At 61.0% G+C, this 26,166-nt stretch carries 19 protein-coding genes and 3 pseudogenes; 17 read left to right on the top strand and 5 right to left on the bottom strand.

Going from position 1 to position 26,166, the window contains the following annotated elements:
- Positions 1-111: 111 nt before the first annotated feature.
- Positions 112-653, bottom strand: a pseudogene (locus KHO33_RS40200) (MgtC/SapB family protein); the annotation flags it as partial.
- A gap of 23 nt (positions 654-676) precedes the next feature.
- A complete protein-coding gene (locus tag KHO33_RS40195; RefSeq protein WP_200568191.1) occupies positions 677-1,144 on the bottom strand; it encodes an NUDIX hydrolase in 468 nt (155 codons plus the stop codon).
- A 194-nt stretch (positions 1,145-1,338) separates the two neighbouring features.
- Between KHO33_RS40195 and KHO33_RS40190 the strand changes: the two genes are divergently transcribed.
- From KHO33_RS40190 to KHO33_RS40180, 3 genes and pseudogenes are all read left to right on the top strand, one after another.
- A complete protein-coding gene (locus KHO33_RS40190) occupies positions 1,339-1,695 on the top strand; it encodes a hypothetical protein (RefSeq protein ID WP_200568192.1) in 357 nt (118 codons plus the stop codon).
- Between the two features lie 213 nt (positions 1,696-1,908).
- A pseudogene (locus KHO33_RS40185) lies at positions 1,909-2,523 on the top strand (HAD family hydrolase).
- A 345-nt stretch (positions 2,524-2,868) separates the two neighbouring features.
- Positions 2,869-3,686, top strand: a protein-coding gene (locus KHO33_RS40180) for an IS5 family transposase (RefSeq protein ID WP_200568193.1) whose coding sequence is annotated in 2 segments (ribosomal slippage) — positions 2,869-3,217 and positions 3,217-3,686 — 819 coding nt in all. Because the reading frame shifts where the segments join, the coding sequence is not laid out codon by codon here.
- Between the two features lie 43 nt (positions 3,687-3,729).
- On the opposite strand, the pseudogene KHO33_RS40175 reads toward KHO33_RS40180, so the two are convergent.
- A pseudogene (locus tag KHO33_RS40175) lies at positions 3,730-3,954 on the bottom strand (DDE-type integrase/transposase/recombinase); the annotation flags it as partial.
- A gap of 309 nt (positions 3,955-4,263) precedes the next feature.
- Here KHO33_RS40175 and KHO33_RS40170 point away from each other — a divergent pair.
- On the top strand, positions 4,264-5,598 hold the full coding sequence (locus tag KHO33_RS40170; RefSeq protein WP_200568195.1) for an MFS transporter: 1,335 nt from the start codon (positions 4,264-4,266) through the stop codon (positions 5,596-5,598).
- Positions 5,599-5,918: 320 nt separating this feature from the next.
- On the opposite strand, the gene cobA is transcribed toward KHO33_RS40170, so the two are convergent.
- Positions 5,919-6,740: a uroporphyrinogen-III C-methyltransferase gene (cobA, locus tag KHO33_RS40165; RefSeq protein WP_200568196.1), complete on the bottom strand. Its 822-nt coding sequence runs from the start codon at positions 6,738-6,740 to the stop codon at positions 5,919-5,921.
- 759 nt (positions 6,741-7,499) lie between these two features.
- Between cobA and nirB the strand changes: the two genes are divergently transcribed.
- From nirB to KHO33_RS40140, 5 genes are read left to right on the top strand one after another with little or no spacing between them, the layout of a single operon-like run.
- The gene (gene nirB, locus KHO33_RS40160; RefSeq protein ID WP_200568197.1) at positions 7,500-10,040 is read left to right on the top strand and encodes a nitrite reductase large subunit NirB; all 2,541 of its coding nucleotides are present in this window, start codon (positions 7,500-7,502) and stop codon (positions 10,038-10,040) included.
- A gap of 32 nt (positions 10,041-10,072) precedes the next feature.
- A complete protein-coding gene (gene nirD, locus KHO33_RS40155; protein ID WP_200568198.1) occupies positions 10,073-10,420 on the top strand; it encodes a nitrite reductase small subunit NirD in 348 nt (115 codons plus the stop codon).
- Positions 10,417-11,688, top strand: a complete 1,272-nt coding sequence (locus KHO33_RS40150; protein ID WP_200568199.1) for an NAD(P)/FAD-dependent oxidoreductase — start codon at positions 10,417-10,419, stop codon at positions 11,686-11,688. Before nirD ends, KHO33_RS40150 begins: the two co-directional genes overlap by 4 nt.
- Before the next feature lie 13 nt (positions 11,689-11,701).
- The gene (locus tag KHO33_RS40145) at positions 11,702-14,524 is read left to right on the top strand and encodes a nitrate reductase (RefSeq protein WP_200568200.1); all 2,823 of its coding nucleotides are present in this window, start codon (positions 11,702-11,704) and stop codon (positions 14,522-14,524) included.
- A gap of 16 nt (positions 14,525-14,540) precedes the next feature.
- On the top strand, positions 14,541-14,798 hold the full coding sequence (locus tag KHO33_RS40140) for a hypothetical protein (protein WP_200568201.1): 258 nt from the start codon (positions 14,541-14,543) through the stop codon (positions 14,796-14,798).
- A gap of 42 nt (positions 14,799-14,840) precedes the next feature.
- Here the strand turns inward: KHO33_RS40140 and KHO33_RS40135 are convergent, their stop codons facing one another.
- Positions 14,841-15,692 carry a LysR substrate-binding domain-containing protein gene (locus KHO33_RS40135; RefSeq protein ID WP_200568202.1) on the bottom strand — a complete coding sequence of 284 codons (852 nt, stop codon included), beginning with the start codon at positions 15,690-15,692 and terminating at the stop codon, positions 14,841-14,843.
- An 89-nt stretch (positions 15,693-15,781) separates the two neighbouring features.
- On the opposite strand from KHO33_RS40135, the gene KHO33_RS40130 reads away from it, so the two are divergent.
- The 8 genes from KHO33_RS40130 to KHO33_RS40095 all read left to right on the top strand — a co-directional run bounded on the left by KHO33_RS40130 (position 15,782) and on the right by KHO33_RS40095 (position 25,688).
- Positions 15,782-16,633: an alpha/beta fold hydrolase gene (locus KHO33_RS40130; protein WP_200568203.1), complete on the top strand. Its 852-nt coding sequence runs from the start codon at positions 15,782-15,784 to the stop codon at positions 16,631-16,633.
- 50 nt (positions 16,634-16,683) lie between these two features.
- A complete protein-coding gene (locus KHO33_RS40125) occupies positions 16,684-18,003 on the top strand; it encodes a DUF3422 family protein (RefSeq protein WP_200568204.1) in 1,320 nt (439 codons plus the stop codon).
- A gap of 301 nt (positions 18,004-18,304) precedes the next feature.
- On the top strand, positions 18,305-18,712 hold the full coding sequence (locus KHO33_RS40120; protein ID WP_200568205.1) for a DUF3579 domain-containing protein: 408 nt from the start codon (positions 18,305-18,307) through the stop codon (positions 18,710-18,712).
- Positions 18,713-19,111: 399 nt separating this feature from the next.
- On the top strand, positions 19,112-20,467 hold the full coding sequence (locus KHO33_RS40115) for a 2-hydroxycarboxylate transporter family protein (protein WP_328822834.1): 1,356 nt from the start codon (positions 19,112-19,114) through the stop codon (positions 20,465-20,467).
- A gap of 118 nt (positions 20,468-20,585) precedes the next feature.
- Positions 20,586-22,469, top strand: a complete 1,884-nt coding sequence (locus tag KHO33_RS40110) for an ATP-binding protein (RefSeq protein ID WP_200568206.1) — start codon at positions 20,586-20,588, stop codon at positions 22,467-22,469.
- Positions 22,459-23,814 (top strand): sigma-54-dependent transcriptional regulator, encoded by a 1,356-nt coding sequence (locus KHO33_RS40105; RefSeq protein ID WP_200568207.1) that lies wholly within the window; start codon positions 22,459-22,461, stop codon positions 23,812-23,814. The genes KHO33_RS40110 and KHO33_RS40105 overlap by 11 nt, the downstream gene beginning before the upstream one ends.
- 205 nt (positions 23,815-24,019) lie before the next feature.
- Positions 24,020-25,147 carry a porin gene (locus KHO33_RS40100; RefSeq protein WP_200568208.1) on the top strand — a complete coding sequence of 376 codons (1,128 nt, stop codon included), beginning with the start codon at positions 24,020-24,022 and terminating at the stop codon, positions 25,145-25,147.
- 184 nt (positions 25,148-25,331) lie between these two features.
- A complete protein-coding gene (locus tag KHO33_RS40095) occupies positions 25,332-25,688 on the top strand; it encodes a hypothetical protein (RefSeq protein ID WP_200568209.1) in 357 nt (118 codons plus the stop codon).
- The last annotated feature ends 478 nt before the right edge of the window (positions 25,689-26,166 follow it).

Raw genomic sequence — 26,166 nt, 5'->3', positions numbered from 1 at the left:
ATCATCCCCAAACACCCTGCCTGAAAAACTAGCAGGATAGGTTGATTGCCCGGCTCAGTTTTCAGTCGGCGCGATCCCTACATGTGGCTGAATTTTCGGTCGGCGTAAACAGACGATGAACCGCTTCACCCGGACACTTCCCGTTCCCAGGGCGTTGTGAACACTGTCAAGGGATACACTGCCGCGTCCGACCAGCAGGGTCGTCTTGCGCTGTTGTTTGACCGAAATAAAGCGACGTTCCAGCGGCTTCACACCGACGAGAATAATCAGAATAATGATCGTCGAGCCGATGGCAGCCGTGTACATCCCTCCGCCGACTGCCAGACCGATTCCCGCCACGGACCAGAGACTCGCGGCAGTTGTCAGCCCACGCACGATCTCCCCCGCAACAGGATCGACCCTGCGCCCAGGAAACCGATGCCTGACACTACCTGCGCGGCAACCCGGGAAGGATCGAGGACGACGTTCTTTTTGCCCAGCACATCGGCAAATCCATAGGCTGATACCAGCATGATCAAAGACGAGCCGACGCATACAAGCATGTGCGTGCGCAAACCGGCCGCCCAATTCAATCTTTCGCGCTCAAAGCCGATGACGCTTCCGAGTAGCGCTGCCAGGACGAGGCGCGACAACAACTCGCTATTGCCTATCACAATCTTTCTTTGATAGCGATGTGTTAAGTCTGCTGCGAAGCCGTGCCAGCAAAGTTGACAACAGGCTGGGCCGTCCGATGAGCGAGTTCATCCGGTTTTTCTATGACCGCCGGCGGCACCGCGGCACGATTTTCGTGCGTGCAGAAAAGTTGGACGATTTCCCGGGTCGGTATGCTCGTGACGAGCGTTGAGATTTTGCCCGGGTTGAACCACCGGCAACGCGAAATTTCGCTACGCGCTTCGGCGGACGCGCCCTGACGAATATCGGCGCGGAAAACGTGGTGGTGTTTGCTGAGGCCGCCAAACTGGAACAGGTACGTAAGTTCCATTCCAGCGAGCGAAGTCTCTTCTTCCAGTTCGCGCAGGGCGGCGTCCAGCGGCGACTCGGACCGTTTTATCGTGCCGCCGGGAAGCGACCATCGTGAGCGCGCGCGGGCGACCAGAAGCACCTTGCCATCGCGTACGCATACGATTGTGGATCGATCTTTCATGCTCTTCAGTCTACGAGGTGATGCTTGTGTGTATAGAGTTGGGGTGAATCAGCTTGGGTTTTCAACGTGCAGAATAGCCCACCCAGGAACATCCGCACTTAGCGGTTCAAAAATGACAGAAAACCTGGTCGGTTGCACCACGCGAAATGCTATAAGCTGAAAAATCGTAATGATTATGCTGGCGCGAAAACGACATGAAAAATCGCTCGCTAATTATCCTCTGCCTGCCGCTCGCGTTGTTTATTGCGGCGTGCTTGCTGTCCCTTCCCACTTTCGTGGTGGCGGTTGTCTGGATGACGATCGGCGTGATGGCGCTCGGACACCGCTCCCTTGAGAGCTTTCCTTCAACCGGTATCCGTCGGAAGTGGCTCCGCGGGTATCGCGCGGTGTTCGTGTGGTTCTATCACCTGGCGTGGTGGCCCTGGTACATGCGCTCGTCGATCCGAGACATCGCCGGTCAGATCGGAGCCACGCTGCGTCGAGTGATGAAAGCTCGGGGTAAAGGGCCGGACAGCCCGTCGGACAACAGGTCAAACGACGAATGTGAGTGAACGCGCGACAAGTGCGGTCGGAGCAAACATCGTCCGATGGTGGGGCACAAGGCTCCCCGTTTCGACCGTTTGCAACAGCTGTCCAGATCCGGGAATGATCAACGGTACCTGTCGAACTCGTGATTCACCAACGCACAATACGAGCGCCAGCCATCCGGAGGCGCATTGCCAAATGGCGCTTTAATTTTTGCGTTTAGCGCACAAACTTACCGAATGACAGCGTCGATATCTCTTGTCCTGTTCGATATGGGCGACGTCCTGTCTCACTAAGACCGGTCGGCACGGGTCCATCACTTCTCAGTGGTATCAGGTCGAACATATGAAACTGTCCGTGAGGCCATTTGGGAATCCGGGTTGGAAGCTAGTGCAGACGCCGGCTTGATAAGCGACGAAGAGTATCTGACGGCGATAGGAGAAATCCTGGGTTGTCACGCCACGCGCGACGATTGGCTGGCTGCACGCCGCGCATCGATGTCACCCAATTTCGAAGTGCTCGCGCTTGTTAGCAAACTGTCCGCGCAATACCGCGTAGCCGTTCTAACCAACAATTGTCGACTGGTGACCGAAAACATCCAGTATCTCAATCCTGCGGTGGTTGAACTCTTTGTCCCTCATGTATACGCATCGGCCTCATTCGGTGCGGCCAAGCCGGCAGCTCATACATATCTTCGCTGCCTTGATGCCCTCGGTGTTAGCGCAGCCGAGACCCTGTTTATTGACGACCTTGAGGTAAATGTGGAGGGTGCAATCAATGCAGGTCTTCACGGGCACGTGTTCACCGGCGCAGCGTCATTATCAGAGGAGCTGGAGCGTCGCAAGTTGCTGTAGCCGGGGTGCAGATCGTGCCAGTAAGTGTCCAGTGTGCCGAGCCGAATGAGAGCGCTTGATCTATGAGCGTCTCATGTTGAACGGAGATCAGACGACTGTGGCAGTGGGTCGATCGGCTGAAATGGGTCGACTTCGACCGGCGCAATCCCTGAGCTTTCGGACTACCAACCAAAGACAACGCCCGAGAATTCCGAGCGTTGGATTTTTCAGCAGCTGCTGATTTTTTCACTGTCTTCGGCGGCACTCTTTCACTTAGAGGCCAGTTCAAAAAAACCCTGTGAGGGGGCTGTTAACTTTCGCGGCGCGATGTTAACCTCAGCCGTCCAGACAACGGAGACCGAGGGGATGCAAGCGCCGATCATTGACGACGAATCGTGGACACTGATCGAACCGTTACTGCCAAAGCCGAAGCGTCGAAACAACGAGCGCCGCGGCCGACCTCGTGTGTCGGAGCGCGCTGCGCTCAATGGCGTCCTGTTCGTGTTACGCACCGGGATGCGCTGGAACCACTTGCCGACCGAACTAGGGTTTGGCTCGGGAGCGACCTGCTGGCGTCGTCTGGATGCATGGCAGAAGGCAGGCGTCTGGAACAGGCTGCATGCATTGCTGCTCGACCGGTTGCGCGAATCCGGACAACTGGACCTCTCATATGCCGCCGTCGATTCATCGTCGGTACGAGCCGTTGGGGCGGGCGAAAAACTGGGCCGAACCCCACGGATCGCGCGCGCCCAGGTTCGAAGCACCACATCCTCGTAGACGCCAACGGGGTACCGGTCAGCGCGATACTGACCGGCGCAAACCGTAACGACGTCACCCAGCTGCTGCCGTTGGTCGATGCCATCCCACCGATCCGCGGCATGCGTGGCCGACCACTGCGCAAGCCCAAAGTCATTTACGCCGATCGCGGTTACGACTCCGACACCCATCGCCAGCGCCTGCGTGATCGAGGCATCACGCCAGTGATCGCGCGGCGTCGAACTGAACATGGCAGTGGCCTGGGCCAATTCCGCTGGGTGGTAGAACGGACTCACTCGTGGCTCCACAATTTCCGTCGACTTCGCATTCGCTTCGATCGACGTAGCGACATTCACGAAGCATTCCTCAAATTCGCTTGCTCGCTCGTCTGCTGGAACATATTCAAACGAGCGGAGTCGGCTTTTTGAACTGGGCTCTTACTTGGCACAGTCTTCACTTTCTGTGTCACCCGACACGAGCGGCCGCTTTGACGAACACGTGCTTCGCGTTCGCAAGTCCGGGAACCGCAGCTTTCCTCGCCGGATAGCTATGGGGTTGGTCCGTCGCGATCTTGCGATGCTCCTCAACATCGGAGGCACGTAGTAGGGGCTTGAAGAAGCGTTCGGCGGCAACCTTGTCGCGGCGCTTCTGTAGCAGGATATCGAACCGGGCGTCGTGCTGGTCGACCGTGCGCCACCACTTTTCCCTCCGCACTGGAGCGGTGCTGTGCTGCACCATCAGCGTGCCTGACCAGTCGGAATAGCTCGCGCCGCGGACAGGGCGCGTCACGTGGCACGGCTTTCCCCCGCGGCCTGGCGCGCCGGACGCCGAATTCCGAGGTATGGCACGGCATATGCATATATAGCCCGCATAGGGCAAAGGCGACCTATCTTCATTTGAATCAGTAGCAACAACCTCGCAATAGACTTTTGGACAACGGCGTCCCCCGAATCCGGTCATCTGACTGGGCTCGCGGGACGCTTTTTCTTTTTTTCCGGAACGACGATGACGGACAAAGCCACTCGCATCCAACTCTTCAGCCTGCGCACGCCACCGATGCGCGCTTTCCATCTGACGTGGATGGCGTTCTTCGTCTGCTTCTTTGCGTGGTTTGCCTGTGCGCCATTGATGCCGTTGATCAAGAGCGAATTCGGGCTTTCAGTCGACCAGGTCGCCAATATCAACATCGCGGCGGTTGCCGTCACGATCCTCGTGCGTCTCTTGATCGGTCCGCTGTGCGACCGTTACGGGCCGCGCAGGATCTATTGTGGCCTGATGCTCGCGGGCGTATTTCCGGTGCTCGGTGCCGCGCTCTCCACTAGCTACGAAAGTTTCCTGCTATGCCGCTTGTGCATCGGCGCGGTCGGCGCCTGCTTTGTCATCAGCCAGTATCACACCTCGATGATGTTCGCGCCGAATGTGGTCGGCACCGCCAACGCGGCGACGGCCGGCTGGGGCAACACCGGGGCAGGCGCTGCGCAGGCACTCGTGCCGCTGCTGCTGGCGGCGGTCATGGCGCTCGGCGCAGCACAGTCGTCGGCATGGCGCCTTGCGCTCATGGTGCCGGGCCTTGCGATGCCCGTCATGGCGATTTTTTACTGGCGCTTCACGCAGGATTGCCCGCAAGGAAACTTTGCGGAACTGCGCTCGCGCGGAATCGCGATCGAAGGCGGTAAGAAGGGCGGTTGGGCGAGCTTCCGGGCGGCCTGCGCGAACTATCGCGTCTGGATGCTGTTCACCACCTACGCGGCGTGTTTCGGCGTCGAGGTTTTCATTCACAACGTCGCCGCAATCTATTACGTCGATCATTTCCATCTGTCGCTGAAGGCGGCAGGTATGGCCGCCGGCAGCTTCGGCCTGCTCGCACTGTTTGCCCGCGCATTGGGCGGGTGGCTCTCGGACAAGGCTGCCGCGCGTCGAGGTCTCGATGTCCGCGCGACCTTGCTGTTCGTGCTGATCGTTGGCGAAGGGCTGGGCCTCATGGGCTTTGCTCACGCGGACAGCATCGCACTGGCCGTGATCGCCATGCTGGTCTTCGGCCTGTTCACGCACATGGCTTGCGGCGCGACCTACGCGCTGGTGCCGTTCATTGACCGCAAGGCGCTCGGCGGCGTTGCGGGTGTGATTGGCGCTGGTGGCAATGTCGGTGCCGTGGCGGCCGGTTTCCTGATGAAAGGCGTCGGCAGCGTCCAGCAGACGTTGGCGATGCTCGGCATGCTCGTCACGCTGTCCGCGTTATGCGCGCTGGCCGTGCGCTTCAGTAGCGAACACAAGGCACGCGAAGCGGCGCTACGCGAGCACGCGCTGGCTGGCACCGGCACCAACGGCATTGCAAGTTGACGACACGGCCTTCGCATACAGACCGCAGTCAAAGGTCGCAGCACGGGTACTCGCAAGATCCTTTTATGCAAGACGTAAATGTGCGCCCGCGGCTCGGATCGCGGGCGGTTCGATTGTAGACACCGGCGTCGTCGCCGGAGATTCAGGAAAGCCAGTATCGGGATCATGCTGGGAAGGTGTCATTCCAGGCGCACGTTTCTCGACTCCCTTGATCTTGCCAGGGAGAAACTGATCCCTCACCGATCGGCTTCGTTACTTCGTTTCCAGATTACCTGTCAGATCAAGTCCGGGCTAATACACTTAAGCCGTTGGCACCTCGCTCATGCACTACAGCGCACCGCATCGTACATGTCGTGCGGTGCATGAGCAGAATGCGAAGGCGACGCCACCGCATCGAATCTCTTCTCACCTGACGGGTATGCCGCCAGCACAGTGGCCTCGCCGATCGCCTGGCCGACGAGGATCACAGCAGGGCTGCCGAGCCCGGCCGAAAGCGCGCTCGCGGCAATCGTGTCGAGCGTCCCCAGTACATGCCGCTCTGAAGCGCTGCCTGCGGATTGCACCACCGCAGCGGGCGTGCAGCCGGGCAGCGTCGCCATCAGCGCGGCACACAGGCTCTCGATGCGGCTCATGCCCATGTAGATCACGAGCGTCGTGCCGGTGGCGGCCAGTGCGGCCCAGTCGGGTTCGCTGTGATCGCGTAAATGTGCGGTGACGAACGTCACTCCCTGGCAGTGGTCGCGATGCGTCAGCGAAATGCCGAGACCCGCCGCCGCCGCAAACCCGGACGATACGCCGTTGACGATTTCGAATGGAATCTGCGCGCGCTGTAAATCCGTCAGTTCTTCGCCGGCACGGCCAAACAGCAGCGCGTCGCCGCCTTTCACGCGTACCACGTGCCGTCCAGCGCGCGCGTAGCGCAGGATCAGGCGCTGAATGAACGCCTGTGGGGTCGACCTGCAACCGCCGCGCTTGCCGACCCGAATCACGCGCGCCTGCGGCGCAAGTGCAACAATCCCGGGATTGACGAGATCGTCGAGCAGTACGACGTCGGCGCTTGCCAGCAGCTTCGCTGCCCTGATCGTAAGCAGATCCAGGTCACCCGGACCCGCGCTGAGTAAAGTGACCTTGCCGGTTACCATGGTGATTTCCTTACCCGTCCTGAAACGGTCAGTTGGACGAGCGCTGCGCCAAATGCAAACGGCGTCCGCTCGTCGTGTTGTACGAGGGGACGCCGTTGTCCTGAGGTGCATTGCTTGTGCTGCAGGTTGCACATCAGGCATCACCTGCGGTGTGATTCGGTGCGTCGGCAGCGTTGCCGCGCGTATCGATAATGCAATATCCACGCCAGACAGTGCCTGCGCGGTCAGCAGCGCAAGTCCCAGCGCGGCGTCATCCGCACGAGCCAACCGTGGCCGTGCGTCGCGAGGCCGCGCCGGCGGCCGAATGTCGCAGCAGCAAGGTACGCAGCACAGGGCGAAAAACGTCTGGTTTGCAGACTAATCCATTTGGAGGAGCAAGGCTGAAGCCGGCGCCCCTCGTCGGGCTCGCCGCACGGATGATGTGCCGCACCGCACCAGTCTTGTGCTTTGCTGCATCAAAACACATCTTCCTGCTGCGCCCCAGACTGGTGCTGGAATCTGGTGTCGCCCGTGGCTGAGGCTACTGCGGCCGATTTGACGCATGGCACGGCCTTTGCGTAAGTATGCGCGGAGGACCAATGGCGGTCCGGCCCGCTTGCAGCAGAAGTCAATCCCCAGATTACGGTTTTTTGGACAACGGCGTCCCCTGAATTCAGTCACCTGATGACTGGATCCGCGGGACGCCTTTTTATTTGCCGGACGAAAATTATGCCGCGAACCGCGTTGGAAATCGAATTGGAAACGGATGGGACTCCAGTCATGAACGTGGTCGTCATCGGTCACGGGATGGTGGGGCATAAGCTTCTTGAGTGTCTTGTGGACGACGCGAGCGCCGCGCTGCACATCACCGTGCTGTGCGAGGAGCCTCGTCCCGCCTATGACCGCGTACATCTGTCCGAATTCTTTTCCGGCAAATCCGCGGAAGACCTGTCGCTCGTGAAGCCTGGTTTTTTCGATCGTGAGAACGTGCTGCTCAGGCTCAACGCAAAGGCGGTGTCGATCGACCGGGAGGCCCACACGGTAAGCATCTCGACCGGTGAGACGCTTTCCTACGACAAACTGGTACTCGCCACCGGTTCCTCGCCGTTTATTCCGCCGATGGCGGGCAGCGATCGTGAGGACTGCTTTGTCTATCGCACCATCGAAGATCTCGAGGCGATGCAGGCATGCGGCGCGCGGGCGAAGTCGGGGGTGGTGGTAGGCGGCGGCCTGCTGGGGCTTGAATGCGCGAAGGCGCTGCACGATATGGGACTGGCTGCGCACGTCGTCGAGTTCGCCCCGCGCCTGATGGCGGTGCAGGTCGACGACGGCGGCGGACGGGTTCTGCGCAGCAGGATCGAGGAGCTGGGCGTACAGGTCCATACGGCCAGGCACACGCTCGCCATTGTCGACGGCGAAGCGGGCACCCACCGGATGCAGTTCGCCGACGGCACGCATCTCGACACCGACATGATCGTGTTCTCCGCGGGTATCCGTCCGCGCGACGAGATTGCGCGTGACTGCGGACTGGAACTGGGCCCGCGCGGCGGTATTGCGATCGACGACACCTGCCGCACGAGCGATCCGGACATCTATGCGATCGGCGAATGCGCGGCGTGGAACGGCATGGTGTATGGCCTCGTGGCGCCAGGGTATGACATGGCACGCGTCACAGCGAAGCAATTGCTTGGCGATCAGGCCGGTTTCAGCGGCGCGGACATGAGCACAAAGCTCAAGCTGATGGGTGTGGATGTCGCGAGCATTGGCGACGCGCACGGCAAGACGCCGGGCAGCCGCACATACCAGTTCAGCGACGAACGCAAGCAGGTCTACAAGAAGATGGTGGTGTCGGAGTGCGGCAAGCGATTGCTCGGCGCCGTGATGGTGGGCGATGCGAGCGAATACGGCACGCTGCTGCAGATGATGCTGAATCGCATCGAGCTGCCCGAAGCACCGGAATTCCTGATCCTGCCGCAAAGCGACGGCAAGGCCAAACCCGGCCTCGGGGTCGACACGCTGCCCGGGGCCGCGCAGATCTGCTCGTGCAACAACGTCTCCAAAGGCGATCTGTGCGCCGCGGTGTGTGCGGGCGCGACCGATATCGGTTCGCTCAAATGCGCGACCCAGGCCGGCACCTCGTGCGGCGGCTGCGTGCCGCTCGTCACCCAGGTGATGAAGGCCGAGATGAAGAAGCAGGGGCTCGCGGTCAACAACCACCTGTGCGAACACTTCCCGTATTCGCGCCAGGAGCTGTATCACATCGTTCGTGTCGAAGCCGTGCGCAGCTTCGGCGAATTGCTCGCGAAGCATGGTCATGGCCTTGGCTGCGACATCTGCAAGCCAGCAGTTGCGAGCATCCTCGCGTCGTGCTGGAACGAATTCGTGCTGAAGAAAGAGCACGCATCGCTGCAGGACACCAACGACTACTACCTCGCCAACATCCAGCGCGACGGCACGTATTCAGTCGTGCCACGCATGCCGGGCGGCGAGGTGACGCCTGACGGCCTGATCGCGGTCGGCGAGGTTGCGAAGAAATACGGGCTCTACACGAAGATCACCGGCGGTCAGCGAGTCGATATGTTCGGCGCACGCGTCGAGCAGCTCCCGTTCGTCTGGGAAGAACTGATCGCGGCCGGTTTCGAATCGGGCCATGCGTACGGCAAGTCGCTGCGCACGGTGAAGTCGTGCGTGGGCTCGACGTGGTGCCGCTATGGTGTCGGCGATTCAGTAGGCCTCGCGGTCGAACTCGAAAACCGCTACAAGGGCCTGCGCACGCCGCACAAGATCAAGTTCGGCGTATCGGGCTGCACCCGCGAATGCGCGGAAGCACAGGGCAAGGACGTCGGCATCATCGCCACCGAGAAGGGCTGGAATCTCTACGTATGCGGCAACGGCGGTATGAAGCCGCGCCACGCGGAACTGCTCGCGTCCGACCTCGATCAAGAGACCTTGGTGCGCTACATCGACCGCTTCCTGATGTTTTACGTGCGTACGGCCGACCGTCTGCAACGCACCAGCGTGTGGCGCGACAACCTCGAAGGTGGCCTCGAGTATCTGGTCGACGTGGTCGTCAACGATCACCTGGGCGTGGCCGCGGAGCTCGAAGTCGAAATGCAGCAGGTGGTCGACAGCTACGAAGACGAGTGGAAGAAAGCCGTCACCGACCCTGAAACACGCAAACGCTTCCGTCATTTCGTCAACAGCGAAAAGGCCGACAGCACCGTTACGTTTGTGGGAGAGCGCGGCCAGATCCGGCCCGCGACGCCCGCCGAGCGGCAAGCGAAGGAATTCCCGATTCCCGTGGTCGTCGAGACCGCCTGATCCTCCACGCCACCTACCCTGAGGAGACCAACATGAACAACGATCGACTTCTGCAATCGTGGATGCCAGTGTGTGCGCTCGACGACATTGTTCCGGATACGGGCGTCTGTGCGCTCGTCAACGGCGGGCAGGTCGCGGTGTTTCACGTCGCGCACGGTGACGGCAGCGTGTTCGCGATCGACAACTTCGATCCGGGTTCGCAGGCAGCGGTGCTCTCGCGCGGACTGGTCGGCAACCTCGGTGAGCGCATCGTGGTGGCCTCGCCGATCTACAAGCATCACTTCGATCTGCGCACCGGCGAGTGCCTCGAGGCGCCCGAGCATTCCGTCAACGCCTACCCGGTGCGCGTCGAGGGCGGTCAGGTATGGGTCGCCGCATGAGACATGAATACGCCGGGCAGACCTCGGGAGGCGCATCGCCCGCCACGCCTTCCCGTCCGCGTCTGGTGGTGGTCGGCAACGGTATGGCCGGCATGCGCACTGTCGAGGAACTGCTGAAGCTCGCACCGGACCTCTATGACATCACCGTATTCGGCGCCGAGCCGTACGGCAACTACAACCGCATCCTGCTGTCGCCGGTGCTCGCGGGCGAGAAGCGTGTCGACGACATCATCCTCAACACGCGTGACTGGTATGCAGACAACGGTATCCGGCTGCATGCGGGCGACCCGGTGGTCGCAATTGACCGCAAGCGGCGCATCGTGCGTTCGCAAAGCGGCATCGAGGTGAGCTACGACCGGCTGCTGATTGCGACCGGCTCCAAGCCATTTCTCATTCCGGTGCCGGGTCACCAGCTGCCGGGGGTGATTGCGTTTCGCGACATCCAGGACGTCGAAACGATGCTCGCCGCCGCGCGCAGTCACCGTCACGCGGTGATCATCGGGGGCGGTTTGCTCGGGCTGGAGGCTGCGAACGGACTCATGCGCCAGGGCATGTCGGTTACTGTCGTGCACGACACCGACAGCCTGATGGACCGCCAGCTTGACAGGAGCGCTTCGGCCCTGCTGCTTCAGACGCTGGAGAAGAAGGGCTTGCGTTTCCTGCTGAAGACCCGCACCGTCGAAATTGTCGGGCCCGAGCGTGTCACCGCCGTGCGTTTTGACGACGGTACGGAAATCCCCGCCGACCTGGTTGTGATGGCCGCCGGAGTGCGCCCGAATATCGAACTCGCGAAGCAGGCTGGCTTGCACTGCGAGCGGGCGATCGTCGTCGATGACACGTTGCAGACCTATGATCCGCGTGTCTACGCGATCGGCGAATGCGTGCAGCATCGCGCGGCGACCTTCGGCCTCGTCGCGCCGATCTGGGACCAGGCGCGTGTTTGCGGCGCGCACCTGGCCGGTGCCGGCCACCGCCGTTACGTGCAGCGCGCGACCGCCACCAAGCTGAAAGTCACCGGCGTCGATCTTTATTCTGCCGGCGACTTCACCGGCGGCCCGGACAGTGAAGACCTCGTGTTGCGCGATCCGCGACGCGGCATCTACAAGCGCCTTGTGATCGAGGGTAGCCATGTGATCGGTGCGGTCCTGTACGGCGACGTCAAGGACGGCGCCTGGTACTTCGAGCTGATCCAGAACCGGACCGACATTTCTCCGCTGCGCAGCCAGTTGCTGTTCGGTAAAGCCCTGTGCGGGGCGCAGCCCGCCTGAACCGGAATCGAACGTGAGTTTTCCCATCGTTATTTCCAACCCGCCTGACGCTAGCCGTGACGCGGTCCGAACCACCTGTCCCTATTGCGGCGTCGGCTGCGGCGTACGCGCGACTCCACGCCCGGCAGGCCAGCCCGACATTGCCGGCGACGAACGCCATCCGGCCAATGCCGGCCGCCTGTGCGTGAAGGGCTCGGCACTCGGCGAAACGGTCGGACTCGACGGACGCCTGCTGCATCCGAAGCTGCGCGAGCCGGGCAGCGGCGAGTTGCGCGACGTGTCGTGGAGCGATGCGCTCGACACAGTCGCCAGCGGCTTTCGCCGGATCATCGATCAGCACGGCCCGGATGCGGTCGCGCTCTACGTCTCGGGACAACTGCTGACGGAGGACTACTACGTCGCTAACAAGCTGATGAAGGGTTATGTCGGCAGCGCGAACATCGACACCAATTCGCGCCTGTGCATGTCGTCATCTGTCTCGGGGCACAAGCGTGCGTTCGGCGAAGACCTCGTGCCGGTGTGCTACGAAGACCTCGAACTCGCGGACCTGGTCGTGCTGGTCGGATCGAACACGGCGTGGTGCCATCCGATCCTGTTCCAGCGGATTGCCAGGATCAAGGAAACTCGACCCGAGATGAAGGTCGTCGTGATTGACCCGCGCTACACCGCGACCTGCGAGATGGCCGACCTGCATCTGCCGCTGAAGGCCGGCACCGACGTCCGGCTGTTCAACGGGCTACTCAGTTTTCTCGCGGAACACGATACGACCGATGCAGGCTTCGTCGATGCGCACACGACCGGCTACGCGCAGGCGCTCGATGCGGCCTCAGCTGACGTGGCGAACGGTTTTGACCTTACGCAGTGCGCGAAGGCCTGCAAGGTCGACCCACACGATCTGCTTGAGTTCTATCGTCTTTTCGCGCGGACCGAGCGGGTCGTGACGGTCTATTCCCAGGGCGTGAACCAGTCGACCTCCGGCACTGACAAGGTCAACAGCATCATCAATTGCCATCTGCTGACAGGTCGCATCGGCAAGCCGGGGATGGGACCGTTCTCGTTTACCGGACAGCCGAACGCGATGGGTGGGCGTGAAGTGGGCGGCCTCGCGAACACGCTGGCGGCACATCTGGAACTCGACAATCCGCGCCATCGCGAACTCGTGCAGACTTTCTGGGGCTCGCCCGCTATCGCGGAACGGCCGGGACTCAAGGCAGTCGAGTTGTTCGAGGCGATCGAGACAGGCCGGATCAAGGCCGTCTGGATAATGGGCACGAACCCGGTTGTGAGCCTGCCGGACGGCGATCAGGCGAAGCGCGCGCTCGCGCGCTGCGAGCTCGTCGTCAGCTCCGACATTGTTGAAAGTACGGACACCAATGCGTTTGCCCACGTTCTGCTGCCGGCGCTCGGCTGGGGCGAGAAAGACGGCACCGTCACCAACTCCGAGCGCAGGATTTCGCGCCAGCGGGCGTTCCTGCCGGCACCGGGCGAAGCACGCGCGGATTGGCGGATCATCTGCGACGTCGCACAGCGCATGGGGTATGCCGGCTTTGATTTTTCGGCTCCGCATGAAATTTTCGATGAGCATGCGCGGCTGAGTGCTTACCGCAACGACGCTGGCAGCAGTGGCAAGGCCACTGACAGCGACGGGAAAACAGGCAATGAGCACATCGAAGGCGATGTGCCGCGTGTGTTCAATCTGGGCGGGCTCGTCGCGCTTGGCCGCGAGCGTTACGACGCGCTGCAGCCCATCCAGTGGCCGGTACTCGCGGCGAACGGCTCAGAGCAGTGCGGTACCGCGCGTCTCTTCGGTGATCGCCGCTATGCGCACGCAGACGGCAAGGCGCGTTTCGTCGCGACCCTGCCGCGCGCACCGGTCCACGCACCGGACGGCCAGTATCCGCTCACGCTGAATACCGGCCGGGTACGCGACCAATGGCACACGATGACCCGCACGGGCAAGTCGGAGAGACTCGCCGGCCACGTGACGGAAGCATTCGTCGATCTGCATCCGCAGGACGCGCTGTCATGCGGCGTGCGGGAAGGAGAACTCGCGCGCGTGTCGAGCCGTTGGGGCACGATGGTCGCACGTGTGCAGCATGGCGGTGGCATATCGCGAGGCAGCGTGTTCGTACCAATCCACTGGAACGATCAGGTGGCGTCCGACGCGCGTGTCGGCGCGGTGGTGAATCCCGAGGTCGATCCGGTCTCCGGGGAGCCCGAGTTCAAACATACGCCGGTTCGCGTCGACAGGTTCGACGTCGCCTGGCACGGCTTCTCGTTGAGCCGTCACGCCCCGGTGCTGGACGGCATGACCTACTGGACGCGTGTCCACGGCACGCAGTTCGTGCGCTACGAACTCGCGGGGCGTAAGCCGCTCACCGATCACAATGGCTGGGCGCAAGCACTGTTCGGCATCGACGATCCGCACGCCGACTGGCTGGAGTACGAGGACAGGACGGCGGGCGTCTATCGCGCCGTGCATCTGGTCGACGAGCGTATCGAGAGTTGCGTCTTCGTATCGGCGCGCCCCGAGTTGCCGTTGCCATCCCGTACGTGGCTCGCGGGCCTGTTCGGCAAGGGCCGGCTCGACGACGAGGACCGTGCCGGCCTGCTGGTCGGCCAGCCGATTGGCAAGGGCGTCGATACGGGGCCCACCGTCTGCTCGTGTTTCGGTGTCGGACGCAATACGATCTGCACGGCGATCCGTGAGCAAGGGCTCAAGACTGCGGCGGAGATCACCGCGTGCCTGAAGGCCGGTGGCAACTGCGGGTCCTGCGTGCCGGAACTGAAGAAGCTGCTGGTCGACACCGAACTGGAAAGGCTGAGCACAGCTTGAAGGAGACTGAAGTTTCATGATGAAGAGACTCAAAACCATGCTGGGCGTGATCAAGCCCGGCGATACTTTCCTGGCTCGCCATGACGGTGGCAACGCCACGCCGTCGTCAGTTTCAGAGGGGGGTGAAGAGGCACACCTGCGACATACGGCGAGCCCTCGCGCGTCTCATCTGGGCGAACGAGGGCGGCATGACCGTGCACGGCGCCGCGCCCGCAATCCGCGCGCAGCCGTGGCGCCGGCGCACCCTGGCATGCCACGTTCGCATCGCTATTGATTGCGTTGAACGGCAACGGTGTCGACACGCTGCTGCGTGCGACTAACGCCGCAGTTCCGACATGATCTTTTCGGCAAGAAAGTCGCATGGTGGCCGCTTCGATTTGGCGCTCCGCGCAAGTACGACCTCCAGCGCGGCGATTTCGGGCAAGCCCTGCGCATGGCCGAGCAAGGTCAAATGAGCGGGAACCGCACATTGCGCGAGCGGTGCCACCGCGAGTCCCGCCTCGACCATACTGAGAAGGCCCATCAGGCTCGGGCTCTCATAAGAGGTCCGATAGGTGATCTTCGCCCGTTCGAGACTGCGAATCGCGTTTTCCCGAGCGACGCTACCCGGCAGGAACACGGCAATGGGTAGCGGCCTTTCGCGCCAGATGTCATGCGCGCTGGACGCCGCGGCCCAGACCATCGGCTCGAACCGGATGAATTCTCCCGAGAGGCCCTTGACGCGCGTCCCGCAGACAAGGTCGACCGATCCGTCCTTCACCATGGGCGCGAGCGCGACGCTCGGCAGTCCGACAACCTGAATCTCGACCTTCGGATAGGTAGCGGAAAATTTCTTGAGGATCGACGGCAGCAGTGACGATGCGTAGTCGTCGGGCACGCCGATGACGACCCGACCGGTTACGTCAGGCCGAACCACAGCGGCCCACGCCTCGTCGCGCAGCGCGAGCATACGCCGCGCGAACGTCAGAAGGACCTCGCCATCCTGCGTCGCGATCACGCTTCTCGGCTTGCGCACGAATAGCGGCTTGCCGAGCGCGGTTTCGAGCGCCTTGATCTGCATGCTCACCGCCGATTGCGAGCGATGGACGACCTCTGCGGCGCGACTGATGTTCCCCGTGTCGGCCACGGCCACGATCATCGTCAGAACGTCCAGGTCAAGTGCTTTCATTGGTATCAGATAAATAGATAGATATTATCAATATTACGCGATTTTCTTAGATTGCAGTGTCGTGCATAGTGCTGGAAAGGAGCCCATGCATGAACGCGCGAACCGACCCTTCAATACTTTCAGTCCCGGAGTTGTGCTTTGCCACCGTCCCCTCCGGCATCTGCGTGCCCTACGTGATCAGCGGTTCGGGAGAGCCGCTGGTTTTCGTGCACGGATCGCTTTGCGATTACCGCTACTGGAGCAGTCAAACCGATTTTCTTTCGAAGCATTTTCTCTGCATTTCGGTCAGCCTCAGCCACTACTGGCCGGCCGACGATGCCTGCATTCAAGGAGAATTTGGCTGGAAGACGCATGTCGCGGAACTCGCCGAGTTCATTGTGGCAATGGACCTCGGGCCGGTTCATCTGGTCGGGCACTCGCGGGGCGGGTGCGTCGCATTCCACGTGGCGCGCGAGTATCCGCGCCTGGTGAAAACGCTGACGCTCGCTGATCCGGGCGGGCCGTTGCAGATCGATGGGACGTCGGAAGCCTCGTTGCCACCTGCGACCAATGTCCTTCGCGCCAAAGTCGCTGATTTAATTGAGAGCGGTGCGATTGATACCGGACTGGAACTATTCGTCGACTCGGTGAGCATGCCCGGCTTCTGGCGCAAGAGTCCCGCCAGTTTCCGAACGATGGCGATCGACAACGCCGCCACTCTGCCGAAGCAGTTTTGCGATCCTTTGCCCGCGTACTCACGCGTCGCGGCGCGTGACGTGAAATGCAGGACGTTGCTGATCGAGGGAGAAAAGAGCCCTCGCATGTTTCGCAACAACGTTGAAAAACTGGCGGATTGGATCGACTACGCGGACAAACAAACCATTGCCGGCGCATCGCATGGGATGACCGTCGCGAAACCGGGGGTATTCAACCGGCTTGTCCACGCCTTCGTGAGCGCCTGATAGTACTGATTGCCGGACAACGCGCACAACAATCACAAAGAAGATCAACCATGGACCATTTCCTGCGTGCCAGCCTCGCGCGCGAGTTGCACGCGCGGCCGTTTCTCCGGATCGGCGGATCGGTGGCGCTCACCCACTTTGCCATCTATTCCGATGGCGACCCCTCGATTCACGAAGCACTCCTTCGATCGCTATGCCGGTTGACCGGCCTCGCGATTCCCGCCGACGGAACGACGCATTACTCGGTACAGTGGAATGAGGAGACCCAGCTGAAGTGGGAGCGGCACACGGAATTCTCGACCTTCACGTTTGTCGCGCAACGCCATGACGGGGACTACTTCTCCGACCTGCCGGCGGAACACGTTCCATCCGAATGGTTTCGTGGTTTTGAAGGCAAACGGTTCGTTGCGATCCGGATGGAACTCGTGTCAGGCGACGCAGCCGGTGCGGCACGCCGGAACGTGCGGCAGTGGATCGACGGTCCCGTCTTGGTGGGCAGCAAGGTGCTGGGAGGCGGGCAGGTTTACTGCGACTGGACCATCCGGCCCGACGGTTTCTCTCGGTTTCTCGTGATCGACGATGACTTTCGGGAGGAGCAGGGCGGACGTCTCCTGCAGCGCCTCTACGAGATCGAGACATACAGGATGATGGCCTTGCTGGCGCTGCCGGTTGCCCGCGAACTTGGCGGAAGCCTCGACGAACTGCAGTCGGCGCTTCAACCGTTAATGCGCAGCATGGACATCAGTCAGGGGCGCCGCAATGATGCCGAGTTGCTGGTGCGCCTCACGCATCTTGCTGTGCGTATCGAGTCGCTGGCAGGCTCGAGCGGCCGCTTCAGCGCGTCGCGTGCCTATGAAAAACTCGTGCTTGCCCGCATTCATGAACTGCGCGAAGAACGCATCGAAGGGGTGCCAACGATCGCGGAATTTATGGAGCGGCGCTTCGCCCCCGCGATGGAGACGTGCAAGGCCATCTGGGCGCGCCACGAACAATTCGCTGGACGGGTGGCGAGAGCCGTCGATCTGCTGCGCACGCGCGTCAATCTCGCGCAGGAAGAGGACACGACCCGGTTACTGGAAGGCATGAATCAGACCGCGCGAAGCCAGTTGAGGCTACAACACGCGGTCGAGGGTCTGTCTGTCGCCGCCATCTCGTACTACGTGCTCTCCCTGACGTCGGCCGGATTCAAGGCGCTACATACGTTGCATTTCCCTCTCGATCCGGAACTGGCCGAAGGAGTCCTGATTATCCCGGTCGTCTTGCTGGTCATGCTAACCATCCGGCGCAGTAAAGGAAGACACGCGGTGCGCCAACCGGAATGGCTGACATCCCAGACATCCGGAAGGCCGAATTCCGAAGTTTGCGACTGAACCCCTGCTTCGCCGGGTGACATCGAAAAAAACGGCGGAAAATCAAAAGAGTAGAGGCGTGCATGAGCGTGCTCGCCTGGCATGGCCCTTGCGTGATCCCTGCCTGCCGACGGCCTTGGAGACTGGGGAGCCGTGCCTGGAATGACATCGACGCGACCACGACGTCGCACTCACGGAGACTATGCAATGACCTCACCTGGCAACTTAGCTGGCACTTCCGTCGGCAATTCAGCTGGTCTGCCTGCGCGATTGCGCGGCCTGGAACACGAGCCCCGTCGTTCGAGCAAACGGCTGTAGAAATATGACGGCACACTTCGGTACCCAACACTTTCTGATCAAGGGCGTCACGTTCAGCGGCAAGACATTCCGGCCCGGCGACTGGGCTGAACGGCTGACCGGCGTCATCACGTTGTTCGTTGGGGAACGCCGGCCTGGTATTCATATCGCCTGCACACGGTTAGCTATGCCAATCGTCCAGGCCGACGTCAAGTGCCTTCTGGTTTCCAGTGATCTTCAGCTGATTTGCCCGGCCGCATTTGAATTCGTCGCGAGGTTCGCAGAGGACAACGATTTGCCGATGGATTTTCGTTGCGCGCCACCGTCTGATGGACCGGACGAGTACAGTATCGACGAGGCGGCAGGCGCCGCCATGACGGGCAAATCGATGCAAATAGGCTCGCTACAGCGGCTATCCCGGGCATCAGATTGAAAAGGCCGGTGCGTGCGGCATCCGTGATGCGCATGCGAGTCACGGCACCAGCGAGCCGATGATCCCGGTTCCCGCTGCTTTTCGCGGTGGCTGAGATCTCAGCCTGCCCGCCCGCCGAATTCTGAGTTTTGAGCCAGGCGCCAATCGTCCTGCGCCACGTGTCAAAAAAACCGTAACGATAACAGGCACATAGCGGTGTGAAGAAATAGATGCCGGCTGGCCCGACTCTTGCATTTATAGGCCGACAAACGCCTTCGATCAGGACTGCCTGGCCCGCGTCCGGAAGCGACCTTAAAGCGGACAAGCGATCCGCTGCATGGTCACGCGTATTAATCAGCTCGAAAGCCGTAACGCGTCATCGCGCTGCGTTAAGAGCCCTCGAACAGTCAGGAGACAAACGTGCACAGCACATCCCCCACGTCACAGCCAGAACCGGCGCCCGTCATCGAAGCCCAAACCCGCTTCTGGCCGGAAGGCTGGTGGAAATTGATGGAAATCCGGATCGGCATCATTCCGTTGCCAATCTATGTCGTGCTGTTCGCGTTGATCGCCGGCTTTGTGATCTCTGGCAAGGTGCCTGGCGAGATATCGATGGCGATCGCAGTACTCGCATTTTTCGGCTTCACGTGTGCGGAAATCGGCAAGCGCTTGCCGCTGTTCCGCAATATCGGCGCGGCTGCGATCTTTGCAACGTTCATTCCGTCCGCACTGGCCTATTACCACTTTCTGCCGAAGCCGATCCTTACGCTGACGAGGGATTTCACGAAGTCGACCAACTTCCTGTACCTGTTCATCGCATCGATCATTGTCGGCAGCATTCTCAGCATGGACCGCCGCGTACTGATCCAGGGCTTCCTGAAGATTTTCATTCCGCTCGCGGTCGGTTCCGTCGCCGCTGCGGTCGTTGGAACCGCTGTTGGAACCGCGCTAGGACTCGGCGCGCACCATACATTCTTCTTCATCGTCGCGCCGATCATGGCGGGCGGTGTCGGTGAAGGCGCGATTCCCCTGTCGATTGGCTACTCAGAAATTCTTCATCTGCCACAAGGCGAGTTGTTTGCGCAAGTGCTGCCGCCGGTGATGCTGGGCAGCCTCACCGCGATTATCCTGTCCGGCGCGCTCGACATGCTCGGGAAGCGCTTGCCGCACCTCACCGGGCAAGGGCGTCTCCAGGTTGGGGAGCAGGAGGAGATGGCTCCGATGCGTGATGAAATCACTGGACACGTTGACATCACCCACGTCGCGGCAGCCGGCATCACGGCCATTACCCTCTATCTGCTGGGGCTGATGTGCCGCGACCTGTTCGGCCTGCCGGCTCCCGTCGCGATGCTGTTCATCGCCGTGCTGGTCAAACTCGCGCGGGCGGTATCGCCGCCGTTGCAGGAGGGCGCCTTTGTCGTCTACAAGTTCTTTTCGACAGCGGTGACCTACCCGTTGCTGTTTGCGATCGGCGTTGCGATGACGCCTTGGGACAAACTGGTCGCGGCGTTCACTCTGGCCAACATCGTCACTATTGTGGCAACGGTTGTGACGCTGATGGGCAGCGGCTTTGCGGTGGCGTTCTGGCTGAAGATGCACCCCATCGACACAGCGATCGTGAACGCGTGCCATAGCGGTCAGGGGGGCACCGGCGACGTCGCGATCCTGACGGCGGCGAACCGGATGCAACTGATGCCGTTCGCGCAGATTGCCACGCGCATTGGCGGCGCAATCGTCGTCACCGGGACACTGATCGTGCTTGCGCACTTTGGATGACGCGCCGGCGCGGCCAGGGTGTTGAACAGCCGCAGCCGTGAATGGGGTATATGCCGGGCTGTACGCTGGATGGGCGATTTGCGAGAATTGGCCGGCGTCAGTCGCCTGTGAGGTTTCAATGAGGTCGTTCGTGCACGTGAGAGTGTGTGGTGTTCCGCTGTGGGGATGGCTGGCCTCAGCGGTGCTATACGCCGGCGTGGCTGGCGTAGCGATTGAGCTTGCGTGGCAGCGCTCAATTAGCGCAATCGCGATGGTCGGCAGTTACCGCCTCGATCTCTACGCCGCGAGCCTGAAAAGCGAACTGGGCCGCTACGAAATGGTGCCTGGCATCGTTGCGCGGCAGGACAGCGTGCATGCGCTGTTGCGCGCGCGAACTGATGCGCAGCCGGCGTTTTTGCACGCGGTGGATACCTATCTGGCCGCGGTCAACCGCGAGGCGGGAAGCCTCGCGGTGTACCTGATCGAGCCGCATGGCACGGTGATCGCTGCGAGCAACTGGGATCAACCGCTGAGCTTTGTTGGTACTAACGTTTCGTATCGCCCGTACTTCAAGGACGCGCTCGCGCATGGCTCGGGGCGCTTTTTCGGCATCGGCACCAACACAGGCGTGCCAGGTCTTTATTATGCGAGTGCGGTGCGCGAGGCCGACGGGTCGATCGGTGCAGCGGCGGTCAAGGTCAGCGTCGATGCCCTTGAGTCCGCATGGAGGGTGCCGGCCGAAGCGGCGATGGTCGTCGACGCGAATGGCGTGATTGTTATCTCCACGGTTCCGGCGTGGAAATTCATGGCGCTGAGACCCATTACGCCCGAGCGGCAGACGCAGATTCAGGCGTCGCGGCAATACGCGGGCCGAGCGGTCGAGCCGCTGCCATATCGGCGGCTTGGCGACTGGAGCACGGCCGGCTGGTTTGCACAGTTTCCCGACTGGACCCACCCAGGGCGCTACCGGCGCTTTCTTGCCTTGTCGAACCCGGCGCCACAAGCGGGCGATTCGATCATCGTGCTACTCGACGTCGCACCGGCACGGCACCAGCAATACCTCGCATTCGCGTTCGTCACCGGGCTTTTCCTGATCGCCGGCCTCTATGGCCTGTATGCGATCCAGCGTCGTCGCGCGATTGCCGAGAAACTGAACGCCCAGGATGCCCTGCGTGGCGCCAACGAGCGCCTGGAAGTCACCGTGCAGCAACGCACCGCTGAGCTGACCAGTACCAACGCGAGGATGCAACAGGAAATCGCCGAACGCATCAGTGCAGAGCAGTCACTACGTGATTCGCAGCAGGAACTGGTGCATGCGGGCAAACTCGCGGTGCTAGGACAGATGGCAGCGGGGTTGACGCATGAACTGAACCAGCCGCTCGTCGCAATCAGGACACTGTCCGACAACGCCCGCACGTTTTTTGAGCGCAATCAGCCCGCGTCGGCGATCGCCAATCTCGAACGTATTTCGCGCCTGGTCGACGGCATGGCGCTGCTCACCGGCGAGCTGAAGACTTTCGCCCGCAGGCCGGGCATCGAACGGGTTCCGGTGTCGCTGAATGAAGCGGTGGAGCACGCCGTCGTGATTTACGAGTCACGGATTCGCGACGAACAGGTGCAACTCGACAAGCACGTTGCTGTGGGTGCAGCAGTGTATGCGGAGCCGAGCCAGTTGCAGCAGGTGATCGTCAACCTGCTTGGCAACGCACTTGATGCGGTCGCGCCTGAGGCGCGGCGTACGATTACCATTGATGCGCACGAGGCGGACGAGTACGGCCGCGTGGTGTTCACTATCGCCGATAGTGGCACTGGCATCGCCCCCGAGGTGCTGGCTCATCTGTTCGAGCCGTTTGTAACGACAAAACCGCGGGGGCGGGGCCTCGGGCTGGGTCTGGCGATCACATCGCGGCTTGTCGAGGGTTTCGGCGCCCGTATCTCGGCTGCGAACCTTCCCTGCGGTGGCGCGCAGTTCAGGATCGATTTTGTGGCGGCAACGGTGCAGGGGACAGCCAATGGGCGATGAGATTCGTGTTGTAGTAGTCGAAGACGACGAGAACGTCCGGCTCGGCGTCGAGCAGGCTGTTGCGCTGGCTGGCTATCCGGTTCAGGCCTATGAATCGGCGAGCGCGGCGTTGGCTGTGGTCGCGCCGGGCGCACCGGTGGTGATCGTGTCCGATGTCCGGATGCCGGGCATCGACGGACTGCAATTGCTCGAACGTGTGCTGGCGGTCGATGCGCAGATTCCAGTGGTGCTGATCAGCGGTCATGCGGACATCTCGACAGCGGTCGGCGCGATGCGCCGCGGCGCCTATGACTTTATTGAAAAACCGTTTTCGTCGGAACATATCGTGAGCCGGGTCGCACGCGCAGTTGAGAAACGGCGCCTTACGCTCGAAGTAGAGGGTCTGCGCGACGCGCTGCATAACTGGCACGGTATCGAAGCCATGGTGCTAGGCAAGTCGCCTGCAATTGCCGAAGTCCGCAAGAAAATCTTGCGGCTCGCGGATACCTCTGTTTCGGTACTCATCACGGGCGAGACGGGGACCGGCAAGGAACTGATCGCGCGTGGGTTGCATGACTTCGGTCAGCGGCGCGACCGTCACTTTGTCGCGCTCAACTGCGGCGGGTTGCCTGAGCAGCTTTTTGAAAGCGAACTGTTCGGTCACGAGGCCGGGGCCTTTACCGGCGCCCTCAAGAGTCGGGTTGGCAAGATCGAATGGGCTCACGGCGGCACGCTCTTTCTCGACGAAATCGAAACCATGCCGGTTGCGTTGCAGATCAAGCTGCTGCGCGTCTTGCAGGAACGCCACATCGAAAGGTTGGGCGCCAATGAGTCAATTCCGGTTGACTGCAGGATCGTCGCAGCGTCCAAGGCGGACCTGACAGAACTGGCGAAAGAAGGGCGCTTCCGGTCGGATTTCCTCTATCGGTTGAATGTCGCGCAGATCGACCTGCCGCCGTTGCGCGAACGCCGCGAAGATATCCCGTTGTTATTCGAGCACTTTGTGCTCGCGGCGGCCCGGCGCTTTGGGCAAGCCGCGCCGACCCTCTCGGCCTCGCAGGTGTCCGAACTGATGGCACATCAATGGCCGGGCAATGTGCGCGAACTGCAGAACGTCTCGGACCGCTTCGTGCTGGGTCTGGTGGGCGACACGCTCATCTCTGATGCGGATCCGGCGGGGATATCCGGCACACTTGCCGAGCAGGTCGCGCGCTTCGAACGCGTGTTAATCGAAGAAATGCTGCAACGCCATCACGGCAATGTCAGCGCGGCCAGTGCCGCGCTAGGCATGCCGCGCAAGACGCTCTATCACAAGATCCGCCAGTTCCGGATCCCGACCCGGGAGCCACAGGCCGAGTCAGAGTGACACGGTCTACGGCCGTTGCGTAAATTTTCTGATATCAGTAATTACACTTAGTTGTACAAATGGTACGGGAAAGGTGGCTGAAGGATCGAAGTAACTAGGATTACGCTCATTGGTTGACCTTCGCTGTCATCTGGATTATCCAGACCGCTGTCGTCCCACGCGATAAAACGAAAATTTTTCAACGTAGTAATCTGAGGAGACGATCTTGAAGAAAAAGTATCTGGCTTTGGCCGTTACGGCAAGCGCCGTTGCTGCGACCGGCGCGCATGCCCAATCGAGCGTCCAGCTTTACGGCCTGATGGATCTGAGCGTACCGACCTATCAGTCGCACGCGAATGCGAACGGTGATCATGTGATCGGCATGGGTATTGGCGGCGAACCGTGGTTTAGCGGCAGCCGTTGGGGCCTGAAGGGTGCGGAAGATATCGGTGCCGGTTCCAAGATTATTTTCCGGCTTGAAAGCGAATACGTTGTCGCCAACGGCCAGATGGAAGATCCGGGCCAGATTTTCGACCGTGACGCATGGGTGGGCATCGAAAACGACACGTTCGGCAAGATCACGGCAGGGTTCCAGAACACGATCGCGCGCGACGCATCGACGATCTACGGCGACCCGTACGGCTCGGCGCGCCTGACGACGGAGGAGGGCGGCTGGACCAACGCGAATAACTTCAAGCAGATGATCTTCTACGCGGCCAGCGCAACGGGCACCCGTTATAACAATGGCGTGGCATGGAAGAAACTGTTCGACAACGGTATTTTCGCAAGCGCTGGCTACGCATTCGGCAACTCGACGAGTTTCGGCTCCAATGCCAACTACCAGGCCGCGCTCGGGTACAACGGCGGCCCATTCAACGTGTCGGGCTTCTATAGCCACGCGAATCGTGTCGGCTTTACAAACCAGTCGTTCTCGGTGGGTGGCAACTATACGTTCGGTATCCTGCGCGCCAATGCGGGTTACTTCCGCTACCTGGGCAATCAGGGCGGCCTCGGTCAGCGTCAGGATAACGCGTGGACGGCATCGCTCAAGCTGTCCCCCAAGGGTCCGTTCGATTACGAGCTCGGCTATCAGCAGATGCGCGTGAAGAACGCAGCTTACAACAGTGACGGCGATATCCCGAACGCGAACATCGGCGCTTTCGATCCGACGTCGGGCCTCCACAACGGTTACAAGGAAACGCTGTACTGGTCGGCGTTCTATCACCTGTCCAAGCGTACTGAAGTGTATCTGGCGGGCGACTACATGAGGCTTCATGGCGGCTATACGGTCGGAAGCACGTTTGGCGCAACTAACCAGCTCGAACTGACTACGGGCGTACGCACCCGCTTCTGACCCGGGAACCTCTCCTCGCAGTAGATCTTTTTGATTGATGTGCTCCGATTTGCGGCGGCGGACTTATCCGTCCGCCGCTTTTTTTCTGCTCAGCGGGCCGAGGAAGACAGCCCTGTTCATAAATACCATTATCCAGATGCACTGTTCGTCACAGTCGCCGGCTATAGGGTTGCGCTGATGCTGCGTGATCGCAGCATCGATTGCCGGTCTGGACACGGCCAATGCGGCACTCGACACGATTTACCGTGAAAAGAGGGCTGCGCTGCGACATCACTGTCAACAGCGAAGCGCTCTTGCAGGTGCGTGTCGGAGCTCGGTGCGCGAGACGCTCGTCGCGCAGCGAGCTCCGACCGATGCGGTGCCTGCGCGAATGCATGCCGAACTGGGCGGCAGCGAGCGCGAACTGGCTGCCTATATCGTGCAGCCCGCCATCGAAGCGAGATTGAGAGGAACAGGAAAGCCATATCGGTGCGCCGCGTGGGACCAATGCGGCCAGTCCCAGGGTCTTCCATCGGATATCCACTCGTTCATCGAACTTTGATAGCGCCTGGGTCGTTGACCAAAGATCAACATGGTCATAGTTGCTGGCGTTCTCGCGGCCCTGCGTGGCGCGCAGGCACTGGGCGCCGTACACGCTGGTGCCTCACAGTCGGGTCGACTCGACGCGCGCGACATGACATGGGAGCGTAGGTCACAGTCACGCTCGTTTGCGACGTTGTCTGCACGTCGCTCAGATTTGTTAGCATAACATAAGGATTTTCCTATAAAGATGTCGGTGAAAACTGACAAAGCACCAAATCTGACAGGGCGCTGACGCCTGTTGCACCGGCATTAAGAAAGCAGTTGCGTTTGGCAAAACAATCTAGCCAGCAGAAAATCTGAATTTCGAAGATTTAAAATAAATTAACTAAACACGACGACATAAATATTGCAGCATGTATGATTGCATGGCCATTCTTTTGAGAGACGACCATGCGCAAGCTGGAAATTGCAGATGCGGAAATCATGCAGCTGGCGAT

Source organism: Paraburkholderia nemoris, from assembly GCF_905221015.1.
Classification (GTDB): domain Bacteria; phylum Pseudomonadota; class Gammaproteobacteria; order Burkholderiales; family Burkholderiaceae; genus Paraburkholderia; species Paraburkholderia nemoris.
Note: the sequence above shows the minus strand (reverse complement) of the source record. Positions and strands in the feature narration are given on the sequence as shown.

Coding starts and splice junctions, on each gene's coding strand:
- KHO33_RS40195 (WP_200568191.1), bottom strand. CDS start 1,144: ATGAAAGATCGATCCACAATCGTATGCGTACGCGATGGCAAGGTGCTT.
- KHO33_RS40190 (WP_200568192.1), top strand. CDS start 1,339: ATGAAAAATCGCTCGCTAATTATCCTCTGCCTGCCGCTCGCGTTGTTT.
- KHO33_RS40170 (WP_200568195.1), top strand. CDS start 4,264: ATGACGGACAAAGCCACTCGCATCCAACTCTTCAGCCTGCGCACGCCA.
- cobA (WP_200568196.1), bottom strand. CDS start 6,740: ATGGTAACCGGCAAGGTCACTTTACTCAGCGCGGGTCCGGGTGACCTG.
- nirB (WP_200568197.1), top strand. CDS start 7,500: ATGAACGTGGTCGTCATCGGTCACGGGATGGTGGGGCATAAGCTTCTT.
- nirD (WP_200568198.1), top strand. CDS start 10,073: ATGAACAACGATCGACTTCTGCAATCGTGGATGCCAGTGTGTGCGCTC.
- KHO33_RS40150 (WP_200568199.1), top strand. CDS start 10,417: ATGAGACATGAATACGCCGGGCAGACCTCGGGAGGCGCATCGCCCGCC.
- KHO33_RS40140 (WP_200568201.1), top strand. CDS start 14,541: ATGATGAAGAGACTCAAAACCATGCTGGGCGTGATCAAGCCCGGCGAT.
- KHO33_RS40135 (WP_200568202.1), bottom strand. CDS start 15,692: ATGAAAGCACTTGACCTGGACGTTCTGACGATGATCGTGGCCGTGGCC.
- KHO33_RS40130 (WP_200568203.1), top strand. CDS start 15,782: ATGAACGCGCGAACCGACCCTTCAATACTTTCAGTCCCGGAGTTGTGC.
- KHO33_RS40125 (WP_200568204.1), top strand. CDS start 16,684: ATGGACCATTTCCTGCGTGCCAGCCTCGCGCGCGAGTTGCACGCGCGG.
- KHO33_RS40120 (WP_200568205.1), top strand. CDS start 18,305: ATGACGGCACACTTCGGTACCCAACACTTTCTGATCAAGGGCGTCACG.
- KHO33_RS40110 (WP_200568206.1), top strand. CDS start 20,586: ATGAGGTCGTTCGTGCACGTGAGAGTGTGTGGTGTTCCGCTGTGGGGA.
- KHO33_RS40105 (WP_200568207.1), top strand. CDS start 22,459: ATGGGCGATGAGATTCGTGTTGTAGTAGTCGAAGACGACGAGAACGTC.